At 66.4% G+C, this 25412-nt stretch carries 21 protein-coding genes; 11 read left to right on the top strand and 10 right to left on the bottom strand.

Annotated features, from left to right (window positions below; genetic code table 11):
* Window positions 1-2 precede the first annotated feature (2 nt).
* The 4 genes from AC5RW2_RS31025 to AC5RW2_RS31040 are packed head-to-tail and all read right to left on the bottom strand — an operon-like array spanning window position 3 to window position 5345.
* A complete protein-coding gene (locus tag AC5RW2_RS31025; protein WP_493964462.1) occupies window positions 3-1259 on the bottom strand; it encodes an acyl-CoA dehydrogenase family protein in 1257 nt (418 codons plus the stop codon).
* A 23-nt stretch (window positions 1260-1282) separates the two neighbouring features.
* Window positions 1283-2425, bottom strand: coding sequence for a CaiB/BaiF CoA transferase family protein (locus tag AC5RW2_RS31030; protein ID WP_493964463.1), 1143 nt, complete (start codon window positions 2423-2425; stop codon window positions 1283-1285).
* A 15-nt stretch (window positions 2426-2440) separates the two neighbouring features.
* Complete coding sequence (locus tag AC5RW2_RS31035; protein WP_493964498.1) at window positions 2441-4033, bottom strand: class I adenylate-forming enzyme family protein; 1593 nt, start codon at window positions 4031-4033, stop codon at window positions 2441-2443.
* 52 nt (window positions 4034-4085) lie between these two features.
* Entirely contained in the window at window positions 4086-5345 is a 1260-nt protein-coding gene (locus AC5RW2_RS31040; RefSeq protein WP_493964464.1) for a CaiB/BaiF CoA transferase family protein, read from the bottom strand.
* Window positions 5346-5559: 214 nt separating this feature from the next.
* On the opposite strand from AC5RW2_RS31040, the gene AC5RW2_RS31045 reads away from it, so the two are divergent.
* The 6 genes from AC5RW2_RS31045 (at window position 5560) to AC5RW2_RS31070 (ending at window position 12366) form a co-directional block, all read left to right on the top strand.
* Window positions 5560-6309, top strand: coding sequence for a dienelactone hydrolase family protein (locus tag AC5RW2_RS31045; RefSeq protein ID WP_493964465.1), 750 nt, complete (start codon window positions 5560-5562; stop codon window positions 6307-6309).
* 56 nt (window positions 6310-6365) lie between these two features.
* A complete protein-coding gene (locus tag AC5RW2_RS31050) occupies window positions 6366-7241 on the top strand; it encodes an enoyl-CoA hydratase-related protein (RefSeq protein ID WP_493964466.1) in 876 nt (291 codons plus the stop codon).
* Between the two features lie 14 nt (window positions 7242-7255).
* Window positions 7256-8746 (top strand): MmgE/PrpD family protein, encoded by a 1491-nt coding sequence (locus AC5RW2_RS31055; RefSeq protein WP_493964467.1) that lies wholly within the window; start codon window positions 7256-7258, stop codon window positions 8744-8746.
* Between the two features lie 8 nt (window positions 8747-8754).
* A complete protein-coding gene (locus tag AC5RW2_RS31060) occupies window positions 8755-9699 on the top strand; it encodes an MBL fold metallo-hydrolase (protein WP_493964468.1) in 945 nt (314 codons plus the stop codon).
* A 354-nt stretch (window positions 9700-10053) separates the two neighbouring features.
* Complete coding sequence (locus AC5RW2_RS31065) at window positions 10054-11418, top strand: MFS transporter (protein ID WP_493964469.1); 1365 nt, start codon at window positions 10054-10056, stop codon at window positions 11416-11418.
* Between the two features lie 33 nt (window positions 11419-11451).
* Entirely contained in the window at window positions 11452-12366 is a 915-nt protein-coding gene (locus AC5RW2_RS31070; RefSeq protein ID WP_493964470.1) for a hotdog fold thioesterase, read from the top strand.
* A gap of 88 nt (window positions 12367-12454) precedes the next feature.
* Here the strand turns inward: AC5RW2_RS31070 and AC5RW2_RS31075 are convergent, their stop codons facing one another.
* The 4 genes from AC5RW2_RS31075 to AC5RW2_RS31090 all read right to left on the bottom strand — a co-directional run bounded on the left by AC5RW2_RS31075 (window position 12455) and on the right by AC5RW2_RS31090 (window position 16484).
* Window positions 12455-13153: an EthD domain-containing protein gene (locus AC5RW2_RS31075; RefSeq protein WP_494074878.1), complete on the bottom strand. Its 699-nt coding sequence runs from the start codon at window positions 13151-13153 to the stop codon at window positions 12455-12457.
* Between the two features lie 220 nt (window positions 13154-13373).
* Window positions 13374-14507 (bottom strand): 2-methylaconitate cis-trans isomerase PrpF family protein, encoded by a 1134-nt coding sequence (locus AC5RW2_RS31080; RefSeq protein WP_493964472.1) that lies wholly within the window; start codon window positions 14505-14507, stop codon window positions 13374-13376.
* A 28-nt stretch (window positions 14508-14535) separates the two neighbouring features.
* The gene (locus AC5RW2_RS31085; RefSeq protein ID WP_493964473.1) at window positions 14536-15417 is read right to left on the bottom strand and encodes a fumarylacetoacetate hydrolase family protein; all 882 of its coding nucleotides are present in this window, start codon (window positions 15415-15417) and stop codon (window positions 14536-14538) included.
* A complete protein-coding gene (locus tag AC5RW2_RS31090) occupies window positions 15414-16484 on the bottom strand; it encodes a cupin domain-containing protein (RefSeq protein WP_493964474.1) in 1071 nt (356 codons plus the stop codon). The genes AC5RW2_RS31085 and AC5RW2_RS31090 overlap by 4 nt, the downstream gene beginning before the upstream one ends.
* A gap of 295 nt (window positions 16485-16779) precedes the next feature.
* Between AC5RW2_RS31090 and AC5RW2_RS31095 the strand changes: the two genes are divergently transcribed.
* Window positions 16780-18426, top strand: coding sequence for an FAD-dependent oxidoreductase (locus AC5RW2_RS31095; protein WP_493964475.1), 1647 nt, complete (start codon window positions 16780-16782; stop codon window positions 18424-18426).
* A 157-nt stretch (window positions 18427-18583) separates the two neighbouring features.
* Here AC5RW2_RS31095 and AC5RW2_RS31100 read toward each other — a convergent pair whose 3' ends face one another.
* The gene (locus AC5RW2_RS31100) at window positions 18584-20056 is read right to left on the bottom strand and encodes an NAD-dependent succinate-semialdehyde dehydrogenase (RefSeq protein ID WP_493964476.1); all 1473 of its coding nucleotides are present in this window, start codon (window positions 20054-20056) and stop codon (window positions 18584-18586) included.
* 240 nt (window positions 20057-20296) lie between these two features.
* Window positions 20297-21094 (bottom strand): FadR/GntR family transcriptional regulator, encoded by a 798-nt coding sequence (locus tag AC5RW2_RS31105; protein ID WP_493964477.1) that lies wholly within the window; start codon window positions 21092-21094, stop codon window positions 20297-20299.
* A gap of 217 nt (window positions 21095-21311) precedes the next feature.
* Between AC5RW2_RS31105 and AC5RW2_RS31110 the strand changes: the two genes are divergently transcribed.
* The 4 genes from AC5RW2_RS31110 to AC5RW2_RS31125 all read left to right on the top strand — a co-directional run bounded on the left by AC5RW2_RS31110 (window position 21312) and on the right by AC5RW2_RS31125 (window position 25260).
* On the top strand, window positions 21312-22094 hold the full coding sequence (locus tag AC5RW2_RS31110; protein ID WP_493964478.1) for an electron transfer flavoprotein subunit beta/FixA family protein: 783 nt from the start codon (window positions 21312-21314) through the stop codon (window positions 22092-22094).
* A gap of 14 nt (window positions 22095-22108) precedes the next feature.
* Window positions 22109-23080 (top strand): electron transfer flavoprotein subunit alpha/FixB family protein, encoded by a 972-nt coding sequence (locus tag AC5RW2_RS31115; protein ID WP_493964479.1) that lies wholly within the window; start codon window positions 22109-22111, stop codon window positions 23078-23080.
* A 33-nt stretch (window positions 23081-23113) separates the two neighbouring features.
* Window positions 23114-24058: a cytochrome b/b6 domain-containing protein gene (locus tag AC5RW2_RS31120; protein ID WP_493964480.1), complete on the top strand. Its 945-nt coding sequence runs from the start codon at window positions 23114-23116 to the stop codon at window positions 24056-24058.
* A 263-nt stretch (window positions 24059-24321) separates the two neighbouring features.
* Window positions 24322-25260, top strand: coding sequence for an AraC family transcriptional regulator (locus tag AC5RW2_RS31125; protein WP_493964481.1), 939 nt, complete (start codon window positions 24322-24324; stop codon window positions 25258-25260).
* Window positions 25261-25412: the final 152 nt, after the last annotated feature.

Genomic DNA, 25412 nt, shown 5'->3' on the forward strand with positions numbered 1-25412 from the left:
CCCTAGTCCCGCGGCAGGCCGAGGACTTTTTCGGCGATCGAGTTGCGGACAATTTCGTCGGTGCCGGCGAAGATGTGCACGCCCGGCTCGCCGAGGACCAGCGAGTTCCAGCTGAAGGTGCCCCATTCGCCGTCGTCCGCCGCCAGCCGTGGGCCGAGCACCTCGCCGACCAGGTGTGAGGCGCGCCGGAGGTTGTTGCTCAGGGCGAGCTTGCTGACCAGCGGCACCGGATCCGAGCGGAAGGCCGCGGCGCCGACGCGGTCCGAGCCGCGGGAGGTCAGCTGCTTGGTGGCCCAGAACGCGCTGATGGTCTTGATCAGTTCCTGGCGAACCAGGGGGTCCTCCTGCCTGCCCATCGCCTGGACCAGGGCGGTCAGGCGGGTTCCGTTGGCGATGCCGGAACCGGAGCGGGCGAGCCCGGCGCCGATGCCGGCCCGTTCCCTGGCCAGGATTTCGCGGGTGACGTCCCAGCCTTCGCCGACCTCGCCGAGCAGGTTCCCGTCCGGCACGAACGCATCGTCTAGGTAGACCTCGTTGAACGCGGCGCCGCCGGTCATCTGGCGCAGCGGCACCACCTTCACGCCGGGCTGGCGCATGTCCAGCACAAACGACGAAAACGCACCCTTGCCCGGTTCGCTGCCGGTGCGGCAGAAGATGACGCCGACGTCCGCCAGGTGCGCGTCCGAGGTCCAGACCTTCTGGCCGTTCAGCAGCCAGCCGCCCTCGGTGCGCACCGCCTTGGTGCGGGCGGAGAACATATCGGAACCGGCGTCGGGCTCGCTGAACAGCTCGCAGGCCACCAGGTCACCGCGGAACAGGGCGCGCGGGATGGTGGTGCGGGTCTGCTCCGTGCCGCGCTGCAGGATGACCGGGCCCAGGACATGGTCCAGCTTGAAGTATGTATCGCTGGGCGTCGCGTACTGGCTCTCTAGCCTGCGGTAGGCACGCTGGTACTCGCGCGGCAGGTCCGCGCCGCCCTGGTCCGCCGGCCCGTCCAGCCAGCCGAAACCGGCGTCGAAGCGGGCGCGCCGCCACTCGCGGGCCTCTGCCAGGCGGGCCCGCTCTTCCTCGGAGTCAGGCTCTTCCCACAGCTTGACCCCGGTGTCCTCGCCCTCGCCCCAGACGAACTTCCCGCGGGCGCCGCGCGGCTTCAGATGCGCGTCGAGGAACGCTTTGGCGCGCGCCGTGAAGTCCTCGAGGGATTCATACGTTCCGGTGCCAGCGGCGGGCCGGTCCTGGGTGGTTTCAAGCATTGCCATTCCTCTTCCTTGTGAACGATGAGCTACTGGATGGTCCCGGCGTCCCTGGACGCCGCGATCCTGTCCTCCGGCCAGCCGAGCTGCCGGAGGATGCTGTCCGTGTCTCCGCCCGGCAAGGGGCGGGAGAGCGCGGTGGAGGGGGTGCGGCCGAACCGCGGACTGGGCGCCGGTTCGTTAAAGCCGTCGACGTCGACAAAGGCACCGCGTTCCTGATGGTAGGGGTGTGCGGCAGCCTCGGCGGGGGAGAGGACCGGGGAGAAGCAGGCCTCCACTCCGTCGAAGACCTCCTCCCACTCGGACCGGGGACGGCCGGCGAACACCTGGCGGAACTGCTCCCGGCGCCAAGGCCAGGCGCCGCGGTCGTACTGCGGGTGCATGTGGTCATTGTCCAGGCCGAGCGCCCCCAGCAGCGCAGTGTAGAACTTCGGTTCGACGGCGCCGACGGAGACGTACTTGCCATCCGCGGTTTCGTAGACGTCGTAGAAGGGCGCCCCGGTGTCGAAGAGGTTGGTGCCCCGTTCGTCGTTCCAGTGCCCCACCGACCGCATATGGTGGACCACCGACATCAGCAGGGAAGCCCCGTCCACGCAGGAGGCGTCCACCACCTGGCCCAGGCCGGAACGGCCCGCTTCCAGCAGGGCCGCCAGGATGCCCACAGCCAGGGTCAGCCCGCCCCCGCCGAAGTCTCCGACCAAGGCCAGCGGCGGGACCGGCGCCCCGCCCGCCCGGCCGATCGGTTCGAGGGCCCCGGCCATCGCAATGTAGTTGATGTCGTGGCCGGCCGTCTGTGCCAGCGGGCCGGACTGGCCCCAGCCGGTCATCCGGGCGTAGACGAGGCGCCCGTTCACTGCCCTTACATCGTCAGGCCCCAGTCCGAGCCGCTCCATCACCCCGGGACGGAAGCTTTCGATCAGCACGTCGGCCGTGCCGGCCAGTTCCAGCACCAGGTCCCGGCCCTCGGGTGCCTTCAGGTCGGCGATGATCGACTTCCGGCCGCGGCCGAAGGTGTCCCGACGCCGCGCCTCATCGGGATCACGGCGGCGGTCCCGCGGGCGCTCCACGCGGATGACTTCGGCCCCCATGTCGGCCAGGAGCATGGCGCAGAACGGCGCCGGGCCCATCCCTTCGAGTTCGACGACGGTGATTCCTTTGAGTGCTCCAGCCACGTGCGTTCTCCTGCCTCAGGCCTCGAGGATCGTTTCGCCGCCGCGGCCGGTCCAGGCTGCGATCAGTTCCTTCTTGCTCATCTTCCCGATGGCGGTCATCGGCAGCTTGTCCCGGCGAATCCACCAGTTGTCCGGCATCTCGTAACGGGCTAGGAATCCCTTGCACAGGGCGGCCAGTTCATCGATCGACGGGGCCTCAGCCTCCGGCTTTATGACGACGGCGGCACCCACCTTCTCGCCGAGGTCCGGGTCCGGCAGCGCGACGACGCCCGCGTCGGCGACGCTCGGATGGCGCAGCAGCGTGTTCTCGATATTGGCCGAGGCGATGTTCTCCCCGCCGCGGATGATGATTTCCTTCGCGCGCCCGGTCACGTAGAGATAGCCTTCATCATCGATCCGGCCCAGGTCGCCGGAGGCGATCCACCCTTCGGCGTCCTCGATCGGCGCCTCGCCCAGGATCTCTTCGGGAGCGTTAGGGGTGCGGCCCATGATTTCGCCCTCGCCGGTGGCATCGGGGTTGGCGATCTTCACCTCGATCACGGGCAGCGGCTTGCCGACGCGTCCGGGGTGGCCGGTGATCTCGCGGCCGGAGCCGGCGGCCAGCAGGCCACCGGTCTCGGTCAGCCCGTAGAGACTGCCGATGCGCTTCTGCACGTTGGGGAAGGCCTCGGAGATGCGTTCGCGCAGTTCGTCCGGTACTGCGGAGCCGCCCAACGGCACAGAGGCCAGGCTGGAGACGTCGCGGGTCTTGATGTCCGGGTGCTCGATCACCCGGGAGACCATGGTGGGGATGGCCCCCCAGGAGCGGACCTTCTCGACCTCGATCAGGCGCAGCACCTCTGCCGGGTCGAACTTGCCGTCGAGCATGACGAGCTTGCCGCCCTGCAGCAGGGTCGCGCAGCTGACCTGGACGCCGGCCAGGTGGAACATCGGCACTGACTGCATGCTGGTGGTGCCCTGGAAGTCGTCGGGCAGTTCGTTGGGCAGCCGATTGGTCATGGCCAAAAGGTTGTGCATATTGCCGATGACCGAGCGCTGGGAGACGAGGATGCCCTTGGGAAGGCCCGTCGTGCCGGAGCTGAACATGATAACGGCGGGTGCCGACTCGTCGACTTCGGCCAAGGTCAGCTCCGCAGGCTCGCCGCTGTCGACGAGCCTGCGGAGCTCGGCGATCGGCACCCGGGAGACCTGGCGGATGTCGCGGTCGGTCAGGGCCAGCTTCGGCTGAACCTTTTCGACCAGCGCCGCCACCTCGTGGTCGCTCCACCAGGGGTTGCCCAGTGCGGCGACGGCACCGAGGCTCTGCACGGCCCAGAAGGACACGTACCATTCGATGGAGTTGAAGCCCAGCAGCATGACCCGGTCCCCGGCGGCGACGCCGTAGGCAGCCAGACGGTTGGCCACGCGGGCCACGGCCTGTTCGTGCTCGCGGTAGCTGATGCGGCGGCTGCCCTGGACCAGCAGTTCGCGGTCGCCCCAGCGGCGGGCCTCGAGGAGGAACTGGTTGACCGCTGTCGGGCGATCCTTGTACATCAGGGCCGGGCGGCCGTGCACGGTTCCCCGGACGACCTCCCGTCCCCAGATGACACCGGTGGCTTCTGCTGTCATTGCGACCAACTTGGTACTCCTTAGGTAAATGATTTCGGGTGGATGGCCGCGGCTAGACCGCCGACGGCACGAAGGTCTGGTTGACGATGCCGCGGTCGCGCAGGCCCTGGATTTCTTCGGGACTGAAGCCGGCGGCGGCGAGGATTTCGTGGGTGTGCTCGCCCAGTCCCGGGGAGTAGCCGCGCGGACCGGTGGCCGCCCGCTCGAAGCGGATGGGATTGTTGGGGACCTTGTAGGTGCCGAACCGGGGATGCTCGAGTTCGGCGATGGAGCCGTTGGCCAAGACCTGCGGATCCTCCATGGCATCCTCCATGCGGTGAATGGCGCTGCACGGCACGCCGGCCTCCTCCAGCCGCTGCAGCCAGTAGGCCGCCGGCCGGCTGTCGAACACCGCCTGCAGCCGGCCGCACAGCTCGTCCCGGTGCTCTACGCGCCCGGAATTGGAAGCGAACCGCGGGTCGTCGAAGTCTTCGAATTCGGCCAGCAGCGGCAGCAGCACCTTCCAGAATCTGTCATTGAGGCAGGCCAGGATGAAGTGTTTGCCGTCGGACCCTAGGAAGGGCTGGTAGGGCACCAGCTGCGGGTGTCCGCCGCCCTGGGGCCGGAACGGGACCCCGGTCTTGTCGTAGGCGGTGATGTAGTTGGCAAAGGCCGCGATCTGGCCGTCCAGCAGGTTGATGGTGATCTTGTCGCCGCGGCCGGTCTGGTCCCGCTGGCGCAGCGCCGCGCAGACGCCGAAGCCGAGGAAGAACGAACCGACGAAGTCGGCGATCGGCACCCCCACCTTGACCGGTCCGCCGCCGACCTCGCCGGTGACGCCCATCATCCCGCTGAGGGCCTGGGCCAGGATGTCCATGCCGGGCTGGTGGGCCCGCGGACCGGTCTCGCCGAACGCGGTGACGGAGGCGTAGATCAGGCGGTCGTTGACCTTGCTGAGGGTCTCGAAATCCAGGCCCATGCGCTTGACTGCATCCGGGCGGAAGGCGACGACGAAGACGTCGGCGTCCTCGACCAGGCGCATCAGCACCTTGTAGCCCTCGGGATCCTTCAGATCCAGCGCCATGGAGCGCTTGCTGCGGTTCACGCCGAAGAAGTAGGCGCTCTCGCCATGGTCGTAGGCGTTGTCCACATAGCGGAAGCTGTCGCCCTGCAGGGGTTCCACTTTGATGACGTCGGCCCCCAGGTCGCCCAGCATCGAGGTGCCGTATGGTCCGGCGCCGATCTGCGAAAGATCGACGATCTTAACGCCGCTGAGCGGAAGCAGCGCTCCGGCTGCCTCCACCGTGCCGGTGGGAACGCTGTGGATGGTCATCCTTGGCCTCCTGCTTAGGTTGGCTTGTCCGGCGGACCCGTGGTCTGCCTAAGCCAAAATATACTATAGGTCATACCATTTGAATCGGCATTAGCCGGCTTGTCAATCGCTCTCAGGGCGGTTTCAAATGGTTTGACCTTGCGGCTGATCCATGGTTGATTTGATGTGATGAAACTCATCTTGGCGTCAGGCCTGCACTAAAGGAGGGCAACTTTTGTCTAGTGAAATTCGCTCCGAGTACGTCGACATCGACGGGCTGCGTGCCTACCAGGCCGTGCCGTCATCCCCGGATGCCGGGCGGCCCGCTGCGGGCATTCTGCTGCTGCCGATGATCACCGGCATCGGCGCACAGGTCCGGGAGTTCGCCGACACCATCGCTCGCGAAACCGGCGTCGTCGCCCTGTCCTGGGACCCGTGGCACGGCAAAAGCTCCGACGACACCAGCCACGATGAACTGAGTAAACTGCTGGCACAGCTGGACGACGACACCGCGGTGGCCGAGCAGGAAAAGCTGCTGGCGCACATGCGCGGCAGCATGGGCCTCAAGCGGGTGGGCGTCATCGGCTGGTGTTTGGGCGGGCGCTACGCGTTCATCCTGGGCGGCCGCAACGCCGATCTGGCTAACGTCATCGCGTATCACCCGACCGTGACAATCCCGCCGGCGGCGAACCATAAGATCGATGCCATTGCGCACACGGCTCGGACCGATGCGCCGGTGCTGATGGCCTACCCCGGCAAGGACTCGATTGTCTCGCGCGAGAGCTTCCTGGCACTGCAGGAGGCCCTGCAGTCCAGGGAAGCCGCACCCAGCATCGTGCACCTGTATCCAGAGGCCAAGCACGGGTTCAGTGACAAGGGCCGGCACAACGAGCAGGCGAACGCCGACGCGTTCCGCCTGTCCTGGCCCCAGGCGCTGGACTTCATCCGCGAAACCACCCGCGTCAACACGCAGGTCCCCGCCTGATTCGCGGTGGGCTGCCCGGCCCGCTGGAGGAAACCATCACTAGGAAAGGACCTGCCATGGAACTGAGGGTCACGAAATACCGGATCGCCGACGACGGTGTCGCCACTGTCTGGTTGCACCGTCCCGGCCGGGGGAACTCCTGGACCAACCGGATGAACGCTGAATACCGGTGGATCATGGACACCCTGGACAACGATCCCGCGGTGCGCGTGGTCGTCCTCACCGGGACCGGCAACCAGTTCTGCGTGGGCGCCGACGCCAAGGCGCTGGACTTCTACACGACCAGCGAAGAGAACTACGCCGACACCGTGGCCAGCGATGAGTATGCAAATCCCGGCCGGGGCGTGAACCCGGAGTTCGAAACGGACCTGGTCTGGCAGTGGGGACTGCGCGTGCCGGTGATCGCCGCCATCAACGGCGCGTGCGCGGGCATTGCGGCGGCGCTGGTCAGCTTCTGCGACCTGCGCTTCGCGGCCGCCGGGGCCAAATTCACCACCTCGACGCCGCGGCTGGGGCTGCCGTCCGAGTATGGGCTCTCCTGGGTGCTGCCGCGCATCGTCGGCATCACTCACGCGGCCGACATCCTGTTCACCGGCCGCATCGTCAGGTCCGAGGAACTGCTGCAGATGGGCTTCCTGAATGGGGTCTACCCGGCAGGCGAGGGCTTCCTCGAGGAGGTCTACAAGACCGCCAGGATGATCGCCACCCAGGTGTCGCCGGCGTCGGTGACCAGCGCCAAGCGACAGCTCTACGCGGACCTGCTCCACAACCGCCCGGGTTACTCGATCGAGCACTCGAAGGAAATCATCGACGAGTTCATGAACCAGTCCGACTTCCAAGAGGGCATCAAGGCCTTCAGCGAGAAACGGGCCCCGAAATTCGGTCCGCCTGCCATCCCCGACCGCCGCCCCGCCGCGGCCCAGGCCGGCTGAGAGGAGCACGGGACATGTCCGAAAGTGATAACGGATTAACTCGGCGGCTGGCCGGTTTCGTGGCCGACACCCGTTACGAGGACCTGCCGCCGGAGGTGGTGGACGAATGCCGGCGCCTGCTGCTGGACACGGTCGGCTGTGCGCTGGGCGCGGTCAACACTGAGAGCGGCAGGATCGCGCTCGAATATGTCGACTCGCTCGGCGGCAGTCCGAAGGCGACGGTTTTGGGCCTGGACTCCAAGACGTCCGCCACGAATGCGGCGTACGCCAATGCGCGCCTGGCCAACGTCCTGGACGCGGACGATACGTTTCCGACGTCCACGCATTTCGGCAACGCGACGGTGTTTTCGGCCCTCGCCCTGGTCGAGCACTTCGGCCGCAGCGATCGGGACCTGCTGACCGCGATCGCCGTCGGCTTCGACGTCGGCGCCCGGATCGGCAGTTGGATGGGGGCCCCGTTTCAGGTCAAGGATGGTGAGGTGGTGGGCTGGAACGAGCTCGGCGGGCCGCCCGCGACGGTCACCTGGGCAGCGGCAGGGGCGGCCGCCAGCGCGGCCGGCCTTGATTCCCTGCAGGTGAACCATTCCTTCGGGGTGGCCGGGGCAAATTCCCCCCAGCCCACAATCCGCAAGTGGGCGGAGTCGCCCGTCCAGTCGATGTATAAGTACGCCGACGCCGGCTGGTGCGCGGAGATCGGCATCTCCGCGGCCCTGCTGGCGGGACGGGGCAGCACCGGGTTCTTGGATATCCTCGACGGCGAGAACGCCTTCTGGCGCTTCTACGGGTCGCCCACCCACGACGACGATGTGCTTCTGAAAGGGCTGGGCCGGGACTGGCAGATCCTCAACACCACCTACAAGCCTTGGCCCTGCTGCCGGTGGATCCACCACCCGCTGACGGCCTTCAGCCGGCTGATCGAACAGCACGGCCTGAAAGCCGAGGAGATCGAGCGCATTGTCGTCCGCGCCAATCCACTGGCGCTGACACAGATTTTCCGCGACCAGCAGCCCCAGGATCCGCTGACGGCAGAATTCAGCCACGCGCACGCCATGGCGGCATTGGCCTACGGGATCCCTGTAGGACCCCGCTGGTATGACGAGGACGCGATGGGCGCCCCGCATATGGCCGCGTTCCGCGCCAAGGTCACGGTGGAGCCCGAACCGCGGTCTTCGAACATTGCGCAGTGGATGGGTGGCGGGCAGTGGCGCGGAATACCCGGCGGCGTGGAGGTTTACGCGAGAGGAACCCGCTTCGCGGAAACGGCCGACTACGCGCTGGGTGACCCGTGGTCCGTGGAAACCCGGCTGCCGGGTGAAAGCCTGATCGACAAGTTCGTCAGCATGTGTGCCGGCGACGGTGTCGGTTCGGAACTGGCGGACCGGGCCGCGTCCTGCGCGGCGACGATTCTGGCTGCCGACAGTGCTGACGGCCTATCAGCATGGGTGCCGGAGGTTGCCGGACTCTCTCGCGCCCTGCGGCGTACCGCCGTCGGCGCGCACGCCTAGTCTGGCGGATGTCTGCAGCAACCCTGACCGGAAGGAAGCCAGTGCACGGTTTGTCGATCACGGTGACCGGCCATGAGCAGAAGGCTGCGTGGCTGGACAAGATCCTGCCGCCGGTGGAGCAGATCCGCGAGGACGTTTGGTCCATCCCTGTCCCGTTCCCGAACCATCCGCTGCGGTACACCCTCAGCTACCTGCTGATCGGACGGGACGAGGCTGTGCTGGTGGACCCTGGCTGGGCCAGCGACGAGGGCTGGCGGCACCTCACCGCCGGACTGCGTCGGGCCAATGTCGGCTTCACGGATCTCACCGGCGTCGTGGTGACACACCAGCATGCTGATCATCTGGGCCTGGCTGCCCGGGTGCGCGAGGCCTCGCGCGCCTGGGTGGCCTTGGGCGAGCACGAAACACTCCATCTCCCGGCCGTCTCGGATGCGGCTGCGTGGATCGCCGCGGACCGGGTCCGGCTCGCGCTCTGGGGGGTGCCTGAGGAACGGCTGGATGAGATCACCCTGGGCGACAGATGGCTGTCCATCCAGAACACGCTGGCCGCACCGGACCTGCGCCTTGCCGACGGTTCCCTGGTGCCCGCCGGGGGTCTGGGGCTGCGCGTCGTCGCCACTCCCGGCCACACGCCCGGCCATGTTTGCCTGGTGGACGAGGCACACGGCTTGATCTTCAGCGGCGACCACGTCCTGCCCCGCATTTCCCCGAACATTTCCCTCCAGATTCCCGGACCGGCCAATCCGCTGGCCGACTATTACCAGTCCCTGGACCTGATCGCGCTCGGCGACGAGCTGGAAGTCTGCCCGGCGCACGAATACCGGTTCAGCGGCATGCGCCGGCGCGTTGATGAACTACTGGCAGGCAACCGCGCACGTTCCGCGGAAGTGCTCCAGGTCCTCGACGAGGTCGCCCCGCGCTCGATTTGGGACATCGCCCGAAGGCTGAGCTAATCCAGGGGCTGGGATTCCCTGCAGGGTCCTCCGCTCCGGTTGGCCCTGGCCGAGACGGCCAGCCACCTGGTCTACCTGGAATCGCAGGGCCTCAACGTCCACATCCCCGTCCGCGATTCCCTCCCGACGGTGGCGCCTTAGCGACGCTTCCTCACCCGAAACTGCGCAGCCTATGGGATCGATTCCCATTGTGCTTGACGTCACTCACTATCGGTTCTACTTTTAATGGTCATACCAATAATCATGTATGAGCCGCTTCAGGATCGCGGCGGGAACCCGTGGTTGGCGCAACGGCTTGGCGTTACCGTCTCCGGCGCAAACGGCTACCAACATGACATACCTCTTGGAGGCACGTTGAGCACTATCGCTGCATCACAGGACCGCGAACTGCGCCGCAAGCGAGCCGATGCCACCCGGGCCGGCGGCATCGGCAACTTCATCGAATTCTTTGACTTCAGCCTGTACGGTTTCTTCGCCGTCATGATTTCGCAGCTGTTTTTCCCGACCATCAGCCCGGTGGCAGCGTTATTGGCAACCTTTGCCGTCTATGGCGGCTCCTTTGTCATGCGTCCGGTCGGGGCCATCGTCTTCGGCCACGTGGCTGACCGTGTGGGTCGCCGGCAGGCGTTGGTCATTGCGGTCATCCTCATGAGCCTGGCCACTACGCTGATTGGTTTGCTGCCGACGTACGAGCAGATCGGCGTTGCGGCGCCGGCGCTGCTGCTGGTGTGCCGCCTGACCCAGGCCTTCTCGGCCGGCGGCGAGCAGAGCGGCGCCTACGTGCTGGTCATCGAGCATTCCCCGGTCAAGCAGCGTGGCCGCAATGGCTCCTGGCTGGTTGTTTGCGTGATGGGCGGCGTAGTCAGCGGCATCCTGCTCTCACTGCTCATGGAGTCCATCACCACGGCCGCACAGATGTCGGCCTGGGGGTGGCGTGTGCCATTCCTGGTCGCCGCGCCGCTGGGCCTGCTCGGCCTCTACCTGCGCCTGAAGCTGCAGGAATCCGATGCCTTCAAGGCCGCCGCCGCCCGTGTCGAAATGTCCGAAAAGCGCCATCTGCCTTTGGTGCAGGCTTTCCGCACCGTGAAGAAGGAAATGCTGGTCCTCTTCGGCTGGGTCGCGCTGGTGTCCCTGTCCGGGTACATCCTCATCGGCTTCATGGTTACACTGCTGGTAAAGTTCGAGGGCTATGAGATGCCCGCGGCGCTGGGCGTCATGGCTATCGGGTTCCTCCTTGGCATCCCGGCCGTCCTTGCCATCTGCCGCTGGTCCGACCGCGTTTCCCGCAAGACCTTCGCCAGCCTCAACGCGGCCGCCCTAGTCGTCTGGGCCATTCCGGCGCTCATGCTCATCGGACAGGGCCCCGTCGCGGCAGCCGTAGCAATCACCGGCTGGATCATCATCATGTACCCGATGAACCTGGTGGCCGGCTTTGCTGTGGTCGAACTGTTCCCCGTGGACATCCGGGCCAGCGCCAGCGCCCTGCCTTACCAATTGGCCTTCGCAGTCTTCGGCGGCAGCGCCCCCTATGTGGCCACCTGGCTGACCTCGACGTTCTCATCCATGGCCGTCGCGTACTACGTCACCATCGTAGGAGTTGTTGGTCTCTTCGTTGCCATGTTCGGTCTGCCGAACGCCCGCGAGATGGCCGTGATCTCCACCGACGTGGACAAGGACCTCGCAGAACTCGACGACGCCGAAAAGGCCGCCGTACGCTGACCGGTCGAGCAGTTGACCTTTAGGGTGGTGACCATGAATTCCTCCCCGACCCCGCCAGCCCTGCCCTTGCCCACGCCTGTGGGGGACGGGGGAGGAATCGCTGACCGCCGTACAGCCGGCCGTCCGGCACGCCATCCGGCCGACGTGTTGACTGGTTGCCGCGTGGTGGAGACCGGTGACGGGTGGGCGCTGGCCCAGATGCCGCTGCCGAAGCCCACCGTGCCGGGGCCGCCGCCGCTGGGGTGGCTCGGCGCTTTGGCAGATGTTTCCACTGCCCAGGCCGTAGCCAAGGCGGTTGGGCCGAACCGTGGTATCAGGACCGTTGACCTGCGCCTGGATTCCCTCGGTCCGGTTCCGCCGGCCGGCGGTATTGCCACCGGCCGTGCCGAGCTCCTGCACGTGGACGGGCGGACCGGTCTGTCCCAGGCGTCGCTGCACGGTCCCGACGGCGAGCCGTTCGCACTATGCACCGGTCGCTTCATCGTGCTGGACGCCGACGCCGGCAACGCGGTGGAAGGCTTGACCGCCGGCTTGGAGGATGATCCGCTGGGCCGCGGCGCGAAGTGGGAGGCGGAACAAGGTCTGCTGGCCGCGGCCCTGACTCCGGACACCGCCCGGATTGAGGCAGGCACGGCGACGATGCGCATGGGCGCCAAGGCCAGCATGGCCAACCAATTCGGGACGATGCACGGCGGCCTGCACGTCGGGCTGGCGGACTTGGCCCTGCGGACGGCGGCGGCAGGCATCGCGCACGGCACACCAGAATTGCTGGACATCTCGGTCTCCTACTACCGGCCGATCTATATCGCCAAGGAATCCTCGCTGATCCTCCGCGGCACCGTCGAACGCGCCGGGCGCAGAATCGTCACCGCCTCATGCTCGATCGAATCGGAGTCGGGAGTCCTGCTGGCTGGCGGTCACGGAACGTTTTCCGCCCTCACCGATTGACCGGCGGCACTGGCTTCAGTGCCAAATGATCCTGTGTTCGAGTGCTGCCAGGACCACAGATCGATCGGTGGCCAGACGCGTCGCTGACTCAAGCAGCCGGGCCGTGGCAAGGGGAAGCCCAGGCCGCCCTGAGGTCGGATTCCGTGCGCCAGCAGAGCTCGTCCACGAACGACCAGTCCGGAAGGCTCGCCGCGCCGGCGCGGGAGTCCACCAACCGCTGCGTATGACCGGCGAGCCGCGGGAGGGCGTGGAGCATTCCGGTATGTTCGCCGGCCCAGTACCGGGCGAACATATCTGCGTCGACAGCCCGGCGTCGTTCGGAAAACAGCATGAGCTTGACGGGAGCGGGGCGATCCGGGCCGTTGGAGGAGGACGTCACCTTCGTTGTGAACAGCCTGGCCTTGTTCGCAACATCCATGAAGTTCTCCTCGTCAGGCAGCGCGCCGTCCCGGTACTCAGCCGTGGACGTCATGCTCAACGCCTCGTCCGCGCTACGGAACCACGCTTCGGAAACTCCCAGGAAGCTGGAAGCGGCAAAAGGTTTCCGGGCCAGACGTGCCGTCAGTTCGGGATCGGCGTGGCTCTGGCAGTACTTGTCCAGCACCGTAATCCTGCGGGCGAGCGCGGCATGCGTCGTGAGCCAGTGAGGGTGAAAGTCGTGATCGGCAAGGCCTGGCTTTTTAGGAATCAGCACAAACATCTTCGCCATGTGCGCGCCTTCTCTTGTTTTGATGCCGGTGAGGAACTTTCGGGCTATTGACTCGCGAGGATGCCGCCGGCCGATCATCGGCGGTCATGGCTGTGGTTCCGTCACGGAATAGTGCAAACGGGTGACACCGATAGCGGCACCCGAAGTAGGAGACAGCCTGCCACGATGTGATCGTAATGGTCAATGCATTAAAAAAGCCGATCATTTGTGACTCGAGGACTGCCGGCTTGCCTTTGGAGAAAAGCTTGAGGGCAGGTCTTCCGGTGGGAAGACCTGCCCTCAAGTGTGCAGACTGCGCTCACGCGTAAACGAAGCCCTCAAAGAGCCGGCGGGTGGTGCGGTAGGTCGAGGCATAGTCGCCGCGGAAGCCGCCGTCGCTATCGGGTGCCACGGCCGCGTTGACGTCCAGCACGCCCGACGGCGTGCCGAGCCGGATCGGGGCCTCAGCACCGCCCTCGGGGCGGGCAGCCTCGTGGACCACGGAGCCGGGCAGGCGGGACGCAATCGCCGTGCACATGGCCCCGGTGACCGGAACCGCGCGGTGCGGCCGTCCCGAGGAGATAAAGCGCACGAGCAGGTCGGTCTCGTCTGCGGCGACCGTCCGGCCCGAAAGCGTCGGGTAGTCCTGCGGGGCGGAGACCAGTGCGATGAACGGCGTCAGCCGGTTGGCCGCGGCTTCCTCGGGCGAGCCGGCGATGCCCATGGCCACCGAGGCCTGCCGGCGCAGATCCTCCAAGATGCCGAGCAGTGCCGGATCCGCCTCGACCGCCTCGGGCAACTCGGCGCCGGTCAGGCCCACGTCGGCGGCGGCAACGAAAACGCACGGGTTGGCGGCGTCGACCATCGAGACCGCGACGGGCCCGCCCGCCGTCGTCAATTCGCTCCGCATGCGTCCGGTGGGCAGCAGGGTACCCGTGGCGGCGCCGCCGGGGTCCAGGAAGTCCAGTCGTACCGCGGCCCCGGTTCCGGCGACGCCGTCGATCGCATAGTCGCCTTCTGTTACAGCCCGGCCGCCGGCGACCGGGAACGTCGAAGCGATGATCTTGCCGGTGTTCGTGTTGTGGATGCGTACGGTGGCCTCGCCGTCACCGGCTCGGACCAGGCCCTCGTCGACCGCGAACGGCCCGATGGCCGAGGACATGTTGCCGCAGTTGCCGCCGTAGTCCACGGCGGCGGTGTCGACCTGGACCTGGGCGAACGTATAGTCCACGTCTGCTTGGGGATGGGTCGGCGGGCCGACGACGCAGACCTTGGAGAGCGAGGAGATGCCGCCGCCCATTCCGTCGAGCTGGCGCCCGTTGGGATCCGGGCTGCCCATGGCGGACAGGAAGATCCGGTCCCAGGCGGCCCGTTCCGAGGGCAGGTCCGCCAGATGGAAGACCAGGGCCTTGCTGGTGCCTCCGCGGATAAAGGCGGCGGGCAGTTTCTCCATTATTGCTGCTCCTCGTGTCTGCTGCCGGTCAGAACGGACGCGGCGCCAGCGCGGCCTCGCGGACGTTTAGTTTCATGCTGCCGATCCGGTCGATGCCGATCTCGACGACGTCGCCGGGCACCAGCGGGCCGACGCCCTGCGGAGTGCCGGAGGCGATCACGTCACCGGGCTGGATCCCGACCACCGACGAGATCAGCTCGATCGACTCGGCAATCCCGACGATCATGTCACCAATGCGCGCGCTCTGGCGCTCTTCGCCGTTGACTGACAGCCGGGAGCGCAGCTCGTCGACCTCGCCCACCTCGTCCGCGGTGACCAACCAGGGGCCCACCGGGGTGAAGGTCGAGAACGACTTGCGCAGCGACCGGTCCTCCTCGAACTCGCCCGGCTCGATCCGCATCGTCAGGTCGATAAGGCAGGAGTAGCCGAAGATGTACTCCATCGCGTCCTCGCGCCGGATGTTCCGGCCGGCCTTCCCGATGACGACGGCGAGTTCGCACTCATGGTCGAAGCGGCGGGTGGACCCTGCGGGCAGTTCGATGGGCTCGCCGGCGCCGCTGAGCGACCCGGCGGCCTTGAGGAAGAACCCGACCTCGCGGGCGGTCCGTCCGCCCTTGGTGATCGAGCGCTTACCGATTTCACCCAAATGGGCGTGGTAGTTCGCCGGGATGGCGAAGACCTGCGGGGGAGTTGGGTTGGCGGCCCGGAGGATGACCTCCTCCACGGGGCGGCCGGCGCCGGCCGCTGCGTCCTCAACCAGTCCGGCCACCGTGGACCAGTTCCGAATGATCCAGTTCATCCGCTGCTCTGGCCAGGAATCGAACTCCGCCGGGGCCAAATGGGTCACGTCATGGATGAGGCCGCTGCGGACTAGGCCGATGCGGTTGTCGTCGAAGACGGCGAGCTTCATCGGGCCTGCCCTTCCTCGGTGATGGTTTCCTCGTGGTAGGCGTTCAGCATCCGGAAGATCGGGCTGTCGTCGACCCGGAACAGGCGTCCCTCGGCGTCGCCCTCGTTGAGGTGGCGAACGGTGGCGTACGGCGGGACCGCGATGAAGTCGCCCTTGCCCCAGTCGAAACGCTGGCCGTTGACAACCATGGTTGCAGCGCCGTCGACCGCGTAGTAGACCTTGCTGCCGCTGTGGCGGTGTGCCTGGCCGCTGAAGCCGGGCCGCACGATCTGGCCCTTCATGGACATGGACGGCAGGGCCGGGCCGCCGCCGGCAGGGTTCTGGTACTCGAGGATCACATCGTCGACCGGATCCGGTTCCAGTCCCTTTGCGAGCTCGAGCGCGGCGTCGGCCTGTGCCTTGGTGTAGACAAGCAGCGGGTTGGTCTCGGCCTTGGGGGCAGGTCCTACCGGTCGCATCAAACCGGAGCCGAATTCGCGCCAGGACTTCTCGGGAATCCGATTGACCGGCTGCGCGTCCCCTTGGTAAGGGTCGAAGAAAATGTTGTCGAGCTTGCGCATCAGGGAGACGTCGAGCACGTCCAGCCAGATCATCGGCTCGTCGCCCTCATGGGTGTGGTCGTGGAACATCCAGTTCGGGGTGAGGACCAGATCGCCCTCGTTCATGTCGTACTTTTCGCCCTCGACGTTGGTGGTGCAGCCGTTGCCTTGCATGATGAAACGGAACGCGTCGGGGGTGTGCCGGTGCGCGGTGGCCACCTCGCCGGGATTGATGTACTGGATCGAGGCCCAGAACGTGGGTGTGGTCCCGTATTCCAGGCCCGGGTTGGCCAGCCGCAGGGTGCGGCGGTCTCCGCCCGGCTTGAGGTCCAGCACTTGGCCCAGCTCCTCCAGATAGGCATGCAGGTCGGCCCAACGCCAGTGCATCGGCTGCATTGGCGACTCCGGTGTGCGGGTGAACAGCGGCGGCTCGTCCGGCTGGGAAATCTTCAGGCCGTCTTTGCCCAGCCGCTCGCGCAGGCGGGCCCGCACCTCGGCGTCGTTATCGAGAATTGTGGTTTCGGACATTGGGCTCTCCTCCATCTTGAGCTTCAACCAGCGGTCGACTAAAAGGTCGAACCATTTATAATGCTAGAGACGCGACGGCCTGGCGTCAACCCTGTCGCCGGGCAGGATCCACCAGGTCGACTGTGGCCGGCTCTTGACATTTGCAAATGGTTAGACCATAAAATGGCTTGATAATAAATGAGGGCCTCGGGCAGCAAAGGAGGCTCTTTGACAGCCGGAGGGGTACTACGCACCTGTCCGTCAGGCCGCAGAGAGTTCGGGTCGGATCGGCCGGACAAGGATGAAAGGTAAGAACATGACCAACAGAGTTCCGGTGCTGATTGTCGGAGGCGGGCCCGTGGGGCTGGCTTTGGCAGGAGACCTAGGCTGGCGCGGGATCGACAGCGTGCTGGTCGAAGCGCGCACGGCAACGATCTTCCAGCCGAAAATGGACATGATCGGCATCCGCAGCATGGAGTTTTGCCGCCGCTGGGGGATTGTGGAGGATGTCCACCAGGCTGGCTATAACCGCGACTACATTCAGGACTGCGCCTGGGTGACCGACCTGAACGGCTACGAGTTCGGGCGCGAGGAGTTTCCTTCGCCTCGTGAGGAGCGTGCGCCCAAGCAGAGCCCGGAGCACCGCGAACGCTGCCCGCAGAACTTCTTTGACCCTGTTCTGTCCCGCTTTGCCCGGAAGTCAGGCCATGCTGACATCCGCTACCGCACGGAGCTCGTCTCGTTCGTCGACCACGGCGATTATGTGACCGCGACCCTGCGCTCGCGGGAAGACGGCACCGAGTATGAGTTGGAGGCGACTTACCTGATCGGCTGCGATGGCGGCGACAGCACTGTCCGCCAGATGCTCGGGATCCAGATGAGCGGCGAGGGCGCCCTGACCTACACCTCCAACGCCATTTTCCGGTGCGACGGGCTGGAGAAGCTGCACACCAGCAAGCCGGCCTACCGCTACATCTTCATCGGCCCCGAGGGAACCTGGGCCACGCTGGTGGCGATCAACGGCCGCGACCAGTGGCGGTTCTCGCTGATCGGTGACGACTCCCAGCACGAGGTCACCGAGGAGGAGATGCGGGCGGCCATCATCCGCGCGATGGGCAAGGAGTTCGAGTTCGAGATCCTCTCCATCCTGCCGTGGGTGCGGCGCCAGCTGGTGGCGGACAACTACCGCAAGGGCAACGTGTTCATCGCCGGCGACGCAGCGCACCTGACCTCGCCCACGGGTGGTTTCGGGATGAACACCGGTCTGCTGGACGCCGTCAACCTGTCTTGGAAGCTCGCCGCCAACATCCAGGGCTGGGGCGGCGAGGCCCTGCTGGACAGCTACGAGTACGAGCAGCGCCCGGTGGCCATCCGCAATGTGACCGAGGCCGGCGACAACCTTAAGCGCATGCTCGGTCCGCGCGTGGCCCAGCCGCAGCCGGAGGTCTTCAACGACGACAGCCCGGAGACCGAGGCTGCCCGGCGCGAATACGGCGACGCCTACACGGAGGCCATGAAGCGCGAATGGTTCAGCATCGGCATCCACCTGGGCTACGTCTATGAGGGTTCATCCGTCATCGTTCCGGACGGCACCCCGCAGCCGCCGCTGGCCGTGCAGAGCTACGAGCCCACTGCCCGTCCCGGCCACCGGGCCCCGCATGTCTGGCTGTCCAAGGATAAGTCCCTGCTAGACGAATTCGGCCGGGAGTTCGTCTGCCTGCGCTTCGACCCGGCGGTAGAAGTGGCCGAGCTAGAGGCAGCCGCCGCCGTCGAAGGTGTGCCGCTGCGCATCGTGGATGTGGACAACGCCGAGGCCGCCGAGCTGTACGCGGCCAAACTGGTCCTCGTCAGGCCCGACGGCCAGGTGGCCTGGCGCGGCAACGAGCTCGTCCCGGACACGGCGGAGCTGATCGGCCGGATCAGCGGCCAGACCGCAGCAGTGCTCGCGCCAATAGTCGCCTGACGCACCCTCTACTCCTTCATCCGACGAAAAGCTGGTCGGTAGGTGCCCGGGCACCTACCGACCAGCTTTTGCTTCCAACTGGGAACTACCGACCAGCTTTTCGTGACGGGGAAGGCCTCCGGCGCTGGTGGTGCCGGAGGCCTTCGGGTGCGTTGCCTCAGAGCTGCAGGGCGATGAACTTGGTCTCGAGGAACTCGTTGATGCCCTCCGGACCGCCCTCCCGGCCCAAGCCCGATGCCTTGGTGCCGCCGAACGGGGCACCGGCGTTCGACACACTGCCCTGATTCAGTCCCACCATCCCCGAGTCCAGTGCCTCGGCGACGCGCACGGCCCGGCGCAGGTTTTCCGTGAACAGGTAGGAGACCAGCCCGTATTCGGTGTCGTTGGCCAGCGCGATGACCTCGTCCTCGTCGTCGAAGGCCACCAGCGGGGCGACCGGTCCGAAAATCTCCTCGTGCAGGATGCGCGCGTCGGCCGGGACGTCCGTCAGGACGGTGGGCTCGAAGAAAAAGCCCGGACGGTCGGGCTTCGACCCGCCGGCCAGGACCTTGGCCCCGCGTGCCACTGCATCCTGGACGAGCCTCTCGACCGTGTCCTGCTGGCGCTTGTTGATCAGCGGACCGAGCGTCACGCCTTCGTCGACGCCGCGGCCCAGCACGAATCCCGACATGCGCTCGGCGAGCTTGGCGGCGAACTTCTCCATGACGGGGCGCTGCACGTAGATGCGGTTGGCTGCCGTGCAGGTCTCTCCGGCATTGCGCATCTTGGTCAGCATCAGCCCTTCGAGTGCATTGTCCAGGTCAGCGTCCTCGAAAACGATGAAGGGGGCGTTCCCGCCGAGTTCCATTGATGTCTTCAGTACCTGCCCCGACGCCTGCTCCAGCAGCTTGGTGCCTACCGCCGTCGATCCGGTGAAGGAGAGCTTGCGCGCCTTGCCGGAGCGGATAAGCGGTTCCACGACCTGCGCGGAGTTGCTCGTGGGGATCACGTTGACGACGCCGGCCGGAACGCCGGCTTCCTCGAAGATCGCGGCCAATGCAAGCATGGTCAGCGGAGTCTCCTTGGCCGGCTTGACGACGCTGGTGCATCCGGCCGCGATGGCAGGGGCAACCTTGCGGGCCCCCATGGACATCGGGAAGTTCCACGGGGTGACTAGGATGGCAGGCCCCACCGGCTGGCGCAGCACCAGCATCCGGCCGCCGCCGTTCGGGTTCTGCTGGTAGTTACCGGAGATCCGCACCGCCTCCTCGGCGAAATGCAGCACGAACTCGCGGGCCAGGGCGATCTCGCCCATGGCCTCGGCGACAGGCTTGCCGGCCTCCAGCGTCATCAGCAGGGCCAGCTGCTCGGCCCGTTCGCCGAGCAGGGCGTGCGTGCGGTAGAGCATCTGCGACCGTTCTCGCGGCGTGGTGCGGGCGAAGGCCTTCTGGGCCTCGACGGCCGCGTCGAGAGCCCGCTGCCCGTCCTCGACGGAGGCGTCGGCGACGGTGCAGAGCGGTTCACCGGTGGATGGGTCGAAGACTTCGAACGTAGCGCCGCCGGAGGCGGGGCCCCACTGCCCGGCTACGAAGAGTTCTCTGCGTGCGGCGGCCAGCACCGTCTGCTCCAGGTTTTCCATCACTTCTGTCATTCGATACTCCTTGGACTTGGGCGGTGCCATGCTTTCGATAAGCCGTTTCGACGAGCCGCGTGCAAATGGTCATACCTTATGCCTACCACAATAGCGCGGGATTGTTCCTAAGTGGATAGTTGCCCCGGGGGTAGCTTCCTGTTACGGCGTCAGCGCACCAAAAAGACGCCGCGCGGAACGGGGTCCGGGCGGCGCCTGCAGGGCCAGTGGTTGTGGAATTGTGGTCGGGAGCAGACTCTCTCAGGCTGGCTCTGAGGCGAGGAGCCGTTCCTTCTCGATCAGCCGCCGTTCAACGCGCTTGAGGTGGTCCGCCATGTCGGTCACGGCCCTTTCGACGTCTCCGGAGCGCAGGTGCTTCACGAACTTTCGGCGCATTGTCGTGATGTCAGTCAGCGGCTCCGGGCCGATTTTATTCAGCCGCAGTTGGACGATTTCGGTGAGCGAGTTCATCAGCATCACGAGTACCTCGTTGTGGCTGGCCTCAGCCAGGATGGTGTAGAAATTCGTGATGCGCACCGTCCGGCGCGCGCCAGCCCCGGTGTTCGCCTCCTGTTGGTCGAACACGGCGATGTCCTCTTCCATCTTCCGGAAGTCATCTTCGGTGGCCCGCTGTCCTGCCAGGCGGATGATATCGGAGGTCAGCAGGACGCGCGCTTCGAACAGGCTCTCGGAGGACAGGGCACCCAGGGAGGCAAGGTCGTTCACGGCGCGGGTCACCACCTCCGGATCACCCTCCCGGATGAAGACGCCGCCGCTGACCCCCGGCTTCGACTCGACGAGGCCGCTCATCTCCAGGCCCCGCAGGGCCTCGCGGACACCCTGGCGGCTCACGCCGAAAATCTCGGCCATTTCGCGTTCGGCCGGCAGCCGCGAACCGGGGGTCAACTGGCCCGAGGCGACCGCGTCGCGGATCTGTTCGGAAATGTATTCAAAGCCGCGGCGCGGGCGAACCTTGGTAAACAGCGGAGTGCTGTCCTCGTTCCGGTTGCTGAAGGGGTTTTCGGCGGGGCGAGCTTTCGAGGCACGGGGGGAGGCCATGGATAGTCCTCTTTCGCTCAATGAAACCGGCGGACAGTTGCTTGTGTGGTCATTGTAGACATGGATGAGGCGTTTGGTCTAACCGTTTATCACACGGATTGCGGAGAGCTGTTGACGCCCATTGGGCAGTCCCGTAGATTAATTGGTCAAACCAATTGACTTTATGGGTGGCCGGGCAATCGGGTCACGCGGCCAGTAACCAGGAAGGAACCATCCGATGAAGATCGTGGTGTTGGTGAAGCAAGTGCCGGATACGGAACAGGAGCGCCGGCTGGATCCGGCCACACGACTCCTGGACCGCGGCGCTGGCGAGAACGTTATGGATGAAATCAACGAGCGTGCACTCGAGGTGGCACTGCGGCGCAAGGACAGCGACAAGAAAAGCACCGAGGTCGTGGCACTGACCATGGGGCCGGAGTCGGCGGCCCAGGCACTGCGCAAGGCCTTGTCGATGGGCGCCGATTCCGCCGTGCATATCCGCGACAACGCCCTGGCCGGAGCGGATGCGGCAACCACGGCCCGGGTCCTCGCCGCGGCGCTGCGGCGCACCGGATTCGATCTGGTTATCGCGGGCGTTGAGTCCACCGACGGCGGAGCGGGCATTGTTCCGGCAATGGTGGCCGAACACCTCGGGCTGCCGCTGCTGGGCGCGCTGAACTCAGCGGCCATTGCGGACGGAGCTGTGAGCGGTGAATGCAAGGCCGAGGATGCACAGCTTTCGGTACGGGCGGCCCTGCCGGCCCTGGTCTCTGTGACGGAGCGCGCCGCCGAGGCCCGTTTCCCGAACTTCAAGGGCATCATGACCGCCAAGCGCAAGCCGCTTGAAACGCTCTCCCTGGCCGAACTCGGACTGGACGGTGCCACCGTTTCCACGGGAGGGCGCACGGCGGTGCTCACCGCTGGCGAGAGGCCACCCCGGGCCGCCGGCCGAAAATTCATCGACGAAGGACAGGCGGGCGCCGAGCTGGCGGAATTCCTTCTGGCCGAACGCCTGGTCTGAGAAAGGAAACGGACATGGCACAGGTACTGGCATTCATTGAGATAACGACGGAGGGAGAGGTCCCGCCCGCCGCAGCGGAACTGATCGGGGCCGCGGCCTCCCTTGGCACCGCAGCAGCGGTCGTGGCGGCTGTCCCGGGCAGCATCACCACCGTGGCAAAGCAGCTGGGGGAGTTGGGCGCCGCACACGTTTACGCCGCCGAAACCGAGCACGTCGGCAAACTGCTGGCCGCCCCGCAGCTGGAGGCGCTGGCCGCCGCCGTCACCGCGGCGAATCCGGTGGCCGTGCTGGTCCCCGACTCGCCCCTTGGGCGCGAGGTCGCGGCGCGGCTCGCCGTGCGAACCGCGGGCGCCGTCATCGCCGACGTCGTCGGGGTGCGCCTGGACGACAGCAGGGTCATTGCCGCGCAGTCTATCTACGGCGGCGCCTACGACGTCGAGTCCGAGGTCTCCGGCGGGCTGCCGATCCTTACCTTGCGCCGTGGTTCGGTGGAGCACCGGGCTGCCGCTGCGCATGCCGAGGTTCAGTCGCTGGCGGTGGACTGCGACGGCGGCAATGCGGCCGTGATCGACCGGGTCCTCGACATTCCCGCCGTTTCTGGCCGACCCGTACTTCAGGGCGCTTCCACTGTGGTGTCCGGCGGCCGCGGGCTCGGCTCCAAGGAGAGCTTCGCCCTGGTCGAGCAGCTGGCCGATACTCTGGGCGCCGCCGTGGGTGCGTCCCGGGCCGCTGTCGACGCCGGCTATGTGGGCCAGAGCGCTCAGGTCGGGCAGACGGGCGTCACCGTGGCGCCGCAACTGTACATCGCGCTGGGTATCTCGGGGGCCCTCCAACACCGGGCGGGGATGCAGACCGCCAAGACCATCGTCGCGATTAACAAGGACGAGGACGCCCCCATCTTCGAGGTGGCCGATTACGGCATCGTCGGAGACGTTTTCGAGGTTGTTCCGCAGCTGATCGAGACACTCGGGTCGCGGGCCAGCTGACGCGCCGGCGATCGATCCAGAAAGGAACAAACCATGGTGGCAACTTTATCCAAACGGGGCCCGGGTGCGCCGTCGTCCGGCAAGCGTCCAACGGCGAAGGCCCTGGCCGCCGCGGCTGCCGTCGTCGTAGGCCTGCTGGCCCTGGTGCTGCTGGCCAAGTGGCTGCGGACGCTGCCGGGCGTGCAAGAGTTCCTCACGCAGTATCCCGGCCATGCCACGCTGCCTGCGGGGGCGCCGGAGGGCCTGCCGGCCTGGCTGGGCTGGCAGCACTTCCTCAACGCCTTCTTCATGCTGCTGATCATCCGCACAGGGTGGCAGGTGCGCACCACCGCCCGGCCGAAGGCTCACTGGACCCGGAACAACAAGGGCCTGATACGGACAAAAGGCCAGCCGCAAAAAATTAGCCTGGACCTGTGGCTGCACTTGAGCCTGGACGCGTTGTGGGTGCTCAACGGGATCGCGTTCACCGTGATGCTCTTCGCCACCGGACAGTGGATGCGCATCGTGCCCACCGGCTGGGATGTCGTCCCGAATGCCGCCTCTGCTGCGCTGCAGTACGCCTCGCTGGCCTGGCCGACCGAGAACGGCTGGGTCAACTACAACGCCCTGCAGCTGCTGGCCTACTTCACCACGGTGTTCATCGCAGCCCCGCTGGCCATCATCACCGGACTAAGGATGTCCGCGGCCTGGCCGAAGCAGGCCGCGATCAGCAAGATCTTCCCGGTCGAAGCCGCCCGGGCGGTCCATTTCCCCGTCATGCTCTACTTCGTGGCCTTCGTGGTGGTCCATGTGGTGCTCGTCCTGGCCACCGGGGCGCTGCGGAACCTGAACCACATATACGCCGGCCGCGACGACGGCGGCTGGCTGGGGTTCTGGCTCTTCGCCGCCTCACTGGTGACCATGATCGCGGCCTGGTTCCTGGCCCGGCCGCTGTTCCTGCGCCCGATCGCCAGCCTGATGGGAAAAGTGTCCCGCTAAACCGAGGGGAGCCTGGCGCAGCGGGAGGCCTGTGCAATTTGCCCCGGCCTCCTGCTTCCCCGTATAGGAGTTGGTCGTAGGTCTTGGCACGGACCAGGCGCTGGACTGCTATGGGAGCCAGCCTCGTTGAGTCCCACCACGGACTGGCCGTCAGGGGACACCCCTCCTTCCCGCCCACCGGACTCCATGTTATCTATTCCACATATATTGTTCTCCGGGTTGCAGCCCGGCCACCGGACTCACCGATCAGCAAGGCCCGACCAATGAGCCCTGTTCGTTCTGTTACCACCTACAGCGACCCCAGAGAGGCTGCGAGCCTGGTGGCCGCAATCTACTTTCCACATGACTTGCGTGTACTCGGCCAACACCAGGATTTTGGGCTTCGGCTGCAGGCCAGCGAGCTCGGCCCTGTGACGATCGGCCTCCTCGGCTGGGGGGCGGACGTAGGCATCGACTGCACCTACCCGGGGTCATACACCATCAACATTCCGTTCAGCGGACGGATCGAGTCCTCGCACGACGGCCGCAGGATCAGGTCCGTGAGCGGACACGCGACGGTCTGCTCCCCGGACCAGCCGGCTAGCATCACGCTGTGGAGTGCGGACTGCATTGGCGTGGGCCTGAAGATCGACCGCGATTACATGGTCCGGAGAATCCGGCTGCTCACCGGCACGGACGATGAGATCATCCTTCCGGACCAGCTGGACTTGTCCAAGTCGCGCTGGCATGGCTGGGTAAATCTGCTGCGCGCCTTGCCTGGCCAGTCCGAGGGGGATCTCCTGGAAGGTCAGGAGGTCTCCCGGCAGCTCAGCGGCGCTGTCACCGATTCGCTTATCGCAGGACTGACCCGGGACACCTTCCGCGATGCGTCGCCGGTCCGGCCCCGGCAGATCACGAGGGTGCTGGACGCCCTACACGCTGACCCGGCCCGCGGATGGACGCTCAGCGACATGGCGGAGTCCGCCGGAGTCAGTGGACGCAGACTTCAGCAGTCCTTCAGGACCACCTTCAACCTTTCTCCCACCGAGTACCTGCGCGATCTACGCCTCACACTGGCGCACCGAGACCTACTGGAGAGTCAGGGCGGGGCGTCTGTCAGGGACATCGCCGTCAAATGGGGCTTCGTACACGCAGGACGTTTTTCGTCGCTGTACAAGCAGAAGTACGGGCAGCTTCCATCCAGTACTCTGCGCGCAAAATAGCTGCGGCAAACAGGTCGCCTGGCTCCCGCAGCGGCGGTCGACAAGACGTGACGTTGAAGGCGGATTGATCCTGTAACAGGGAAGGGTGGGCGGCTCCGGGAGAACCCCCGGGCCGCCCCCCCCACCAGCGCGCCGGAGTGAGGCCGCCGAGG

The organism is Arthrobacter sp. B0316-1-20 (assembly GCF_059091865.1).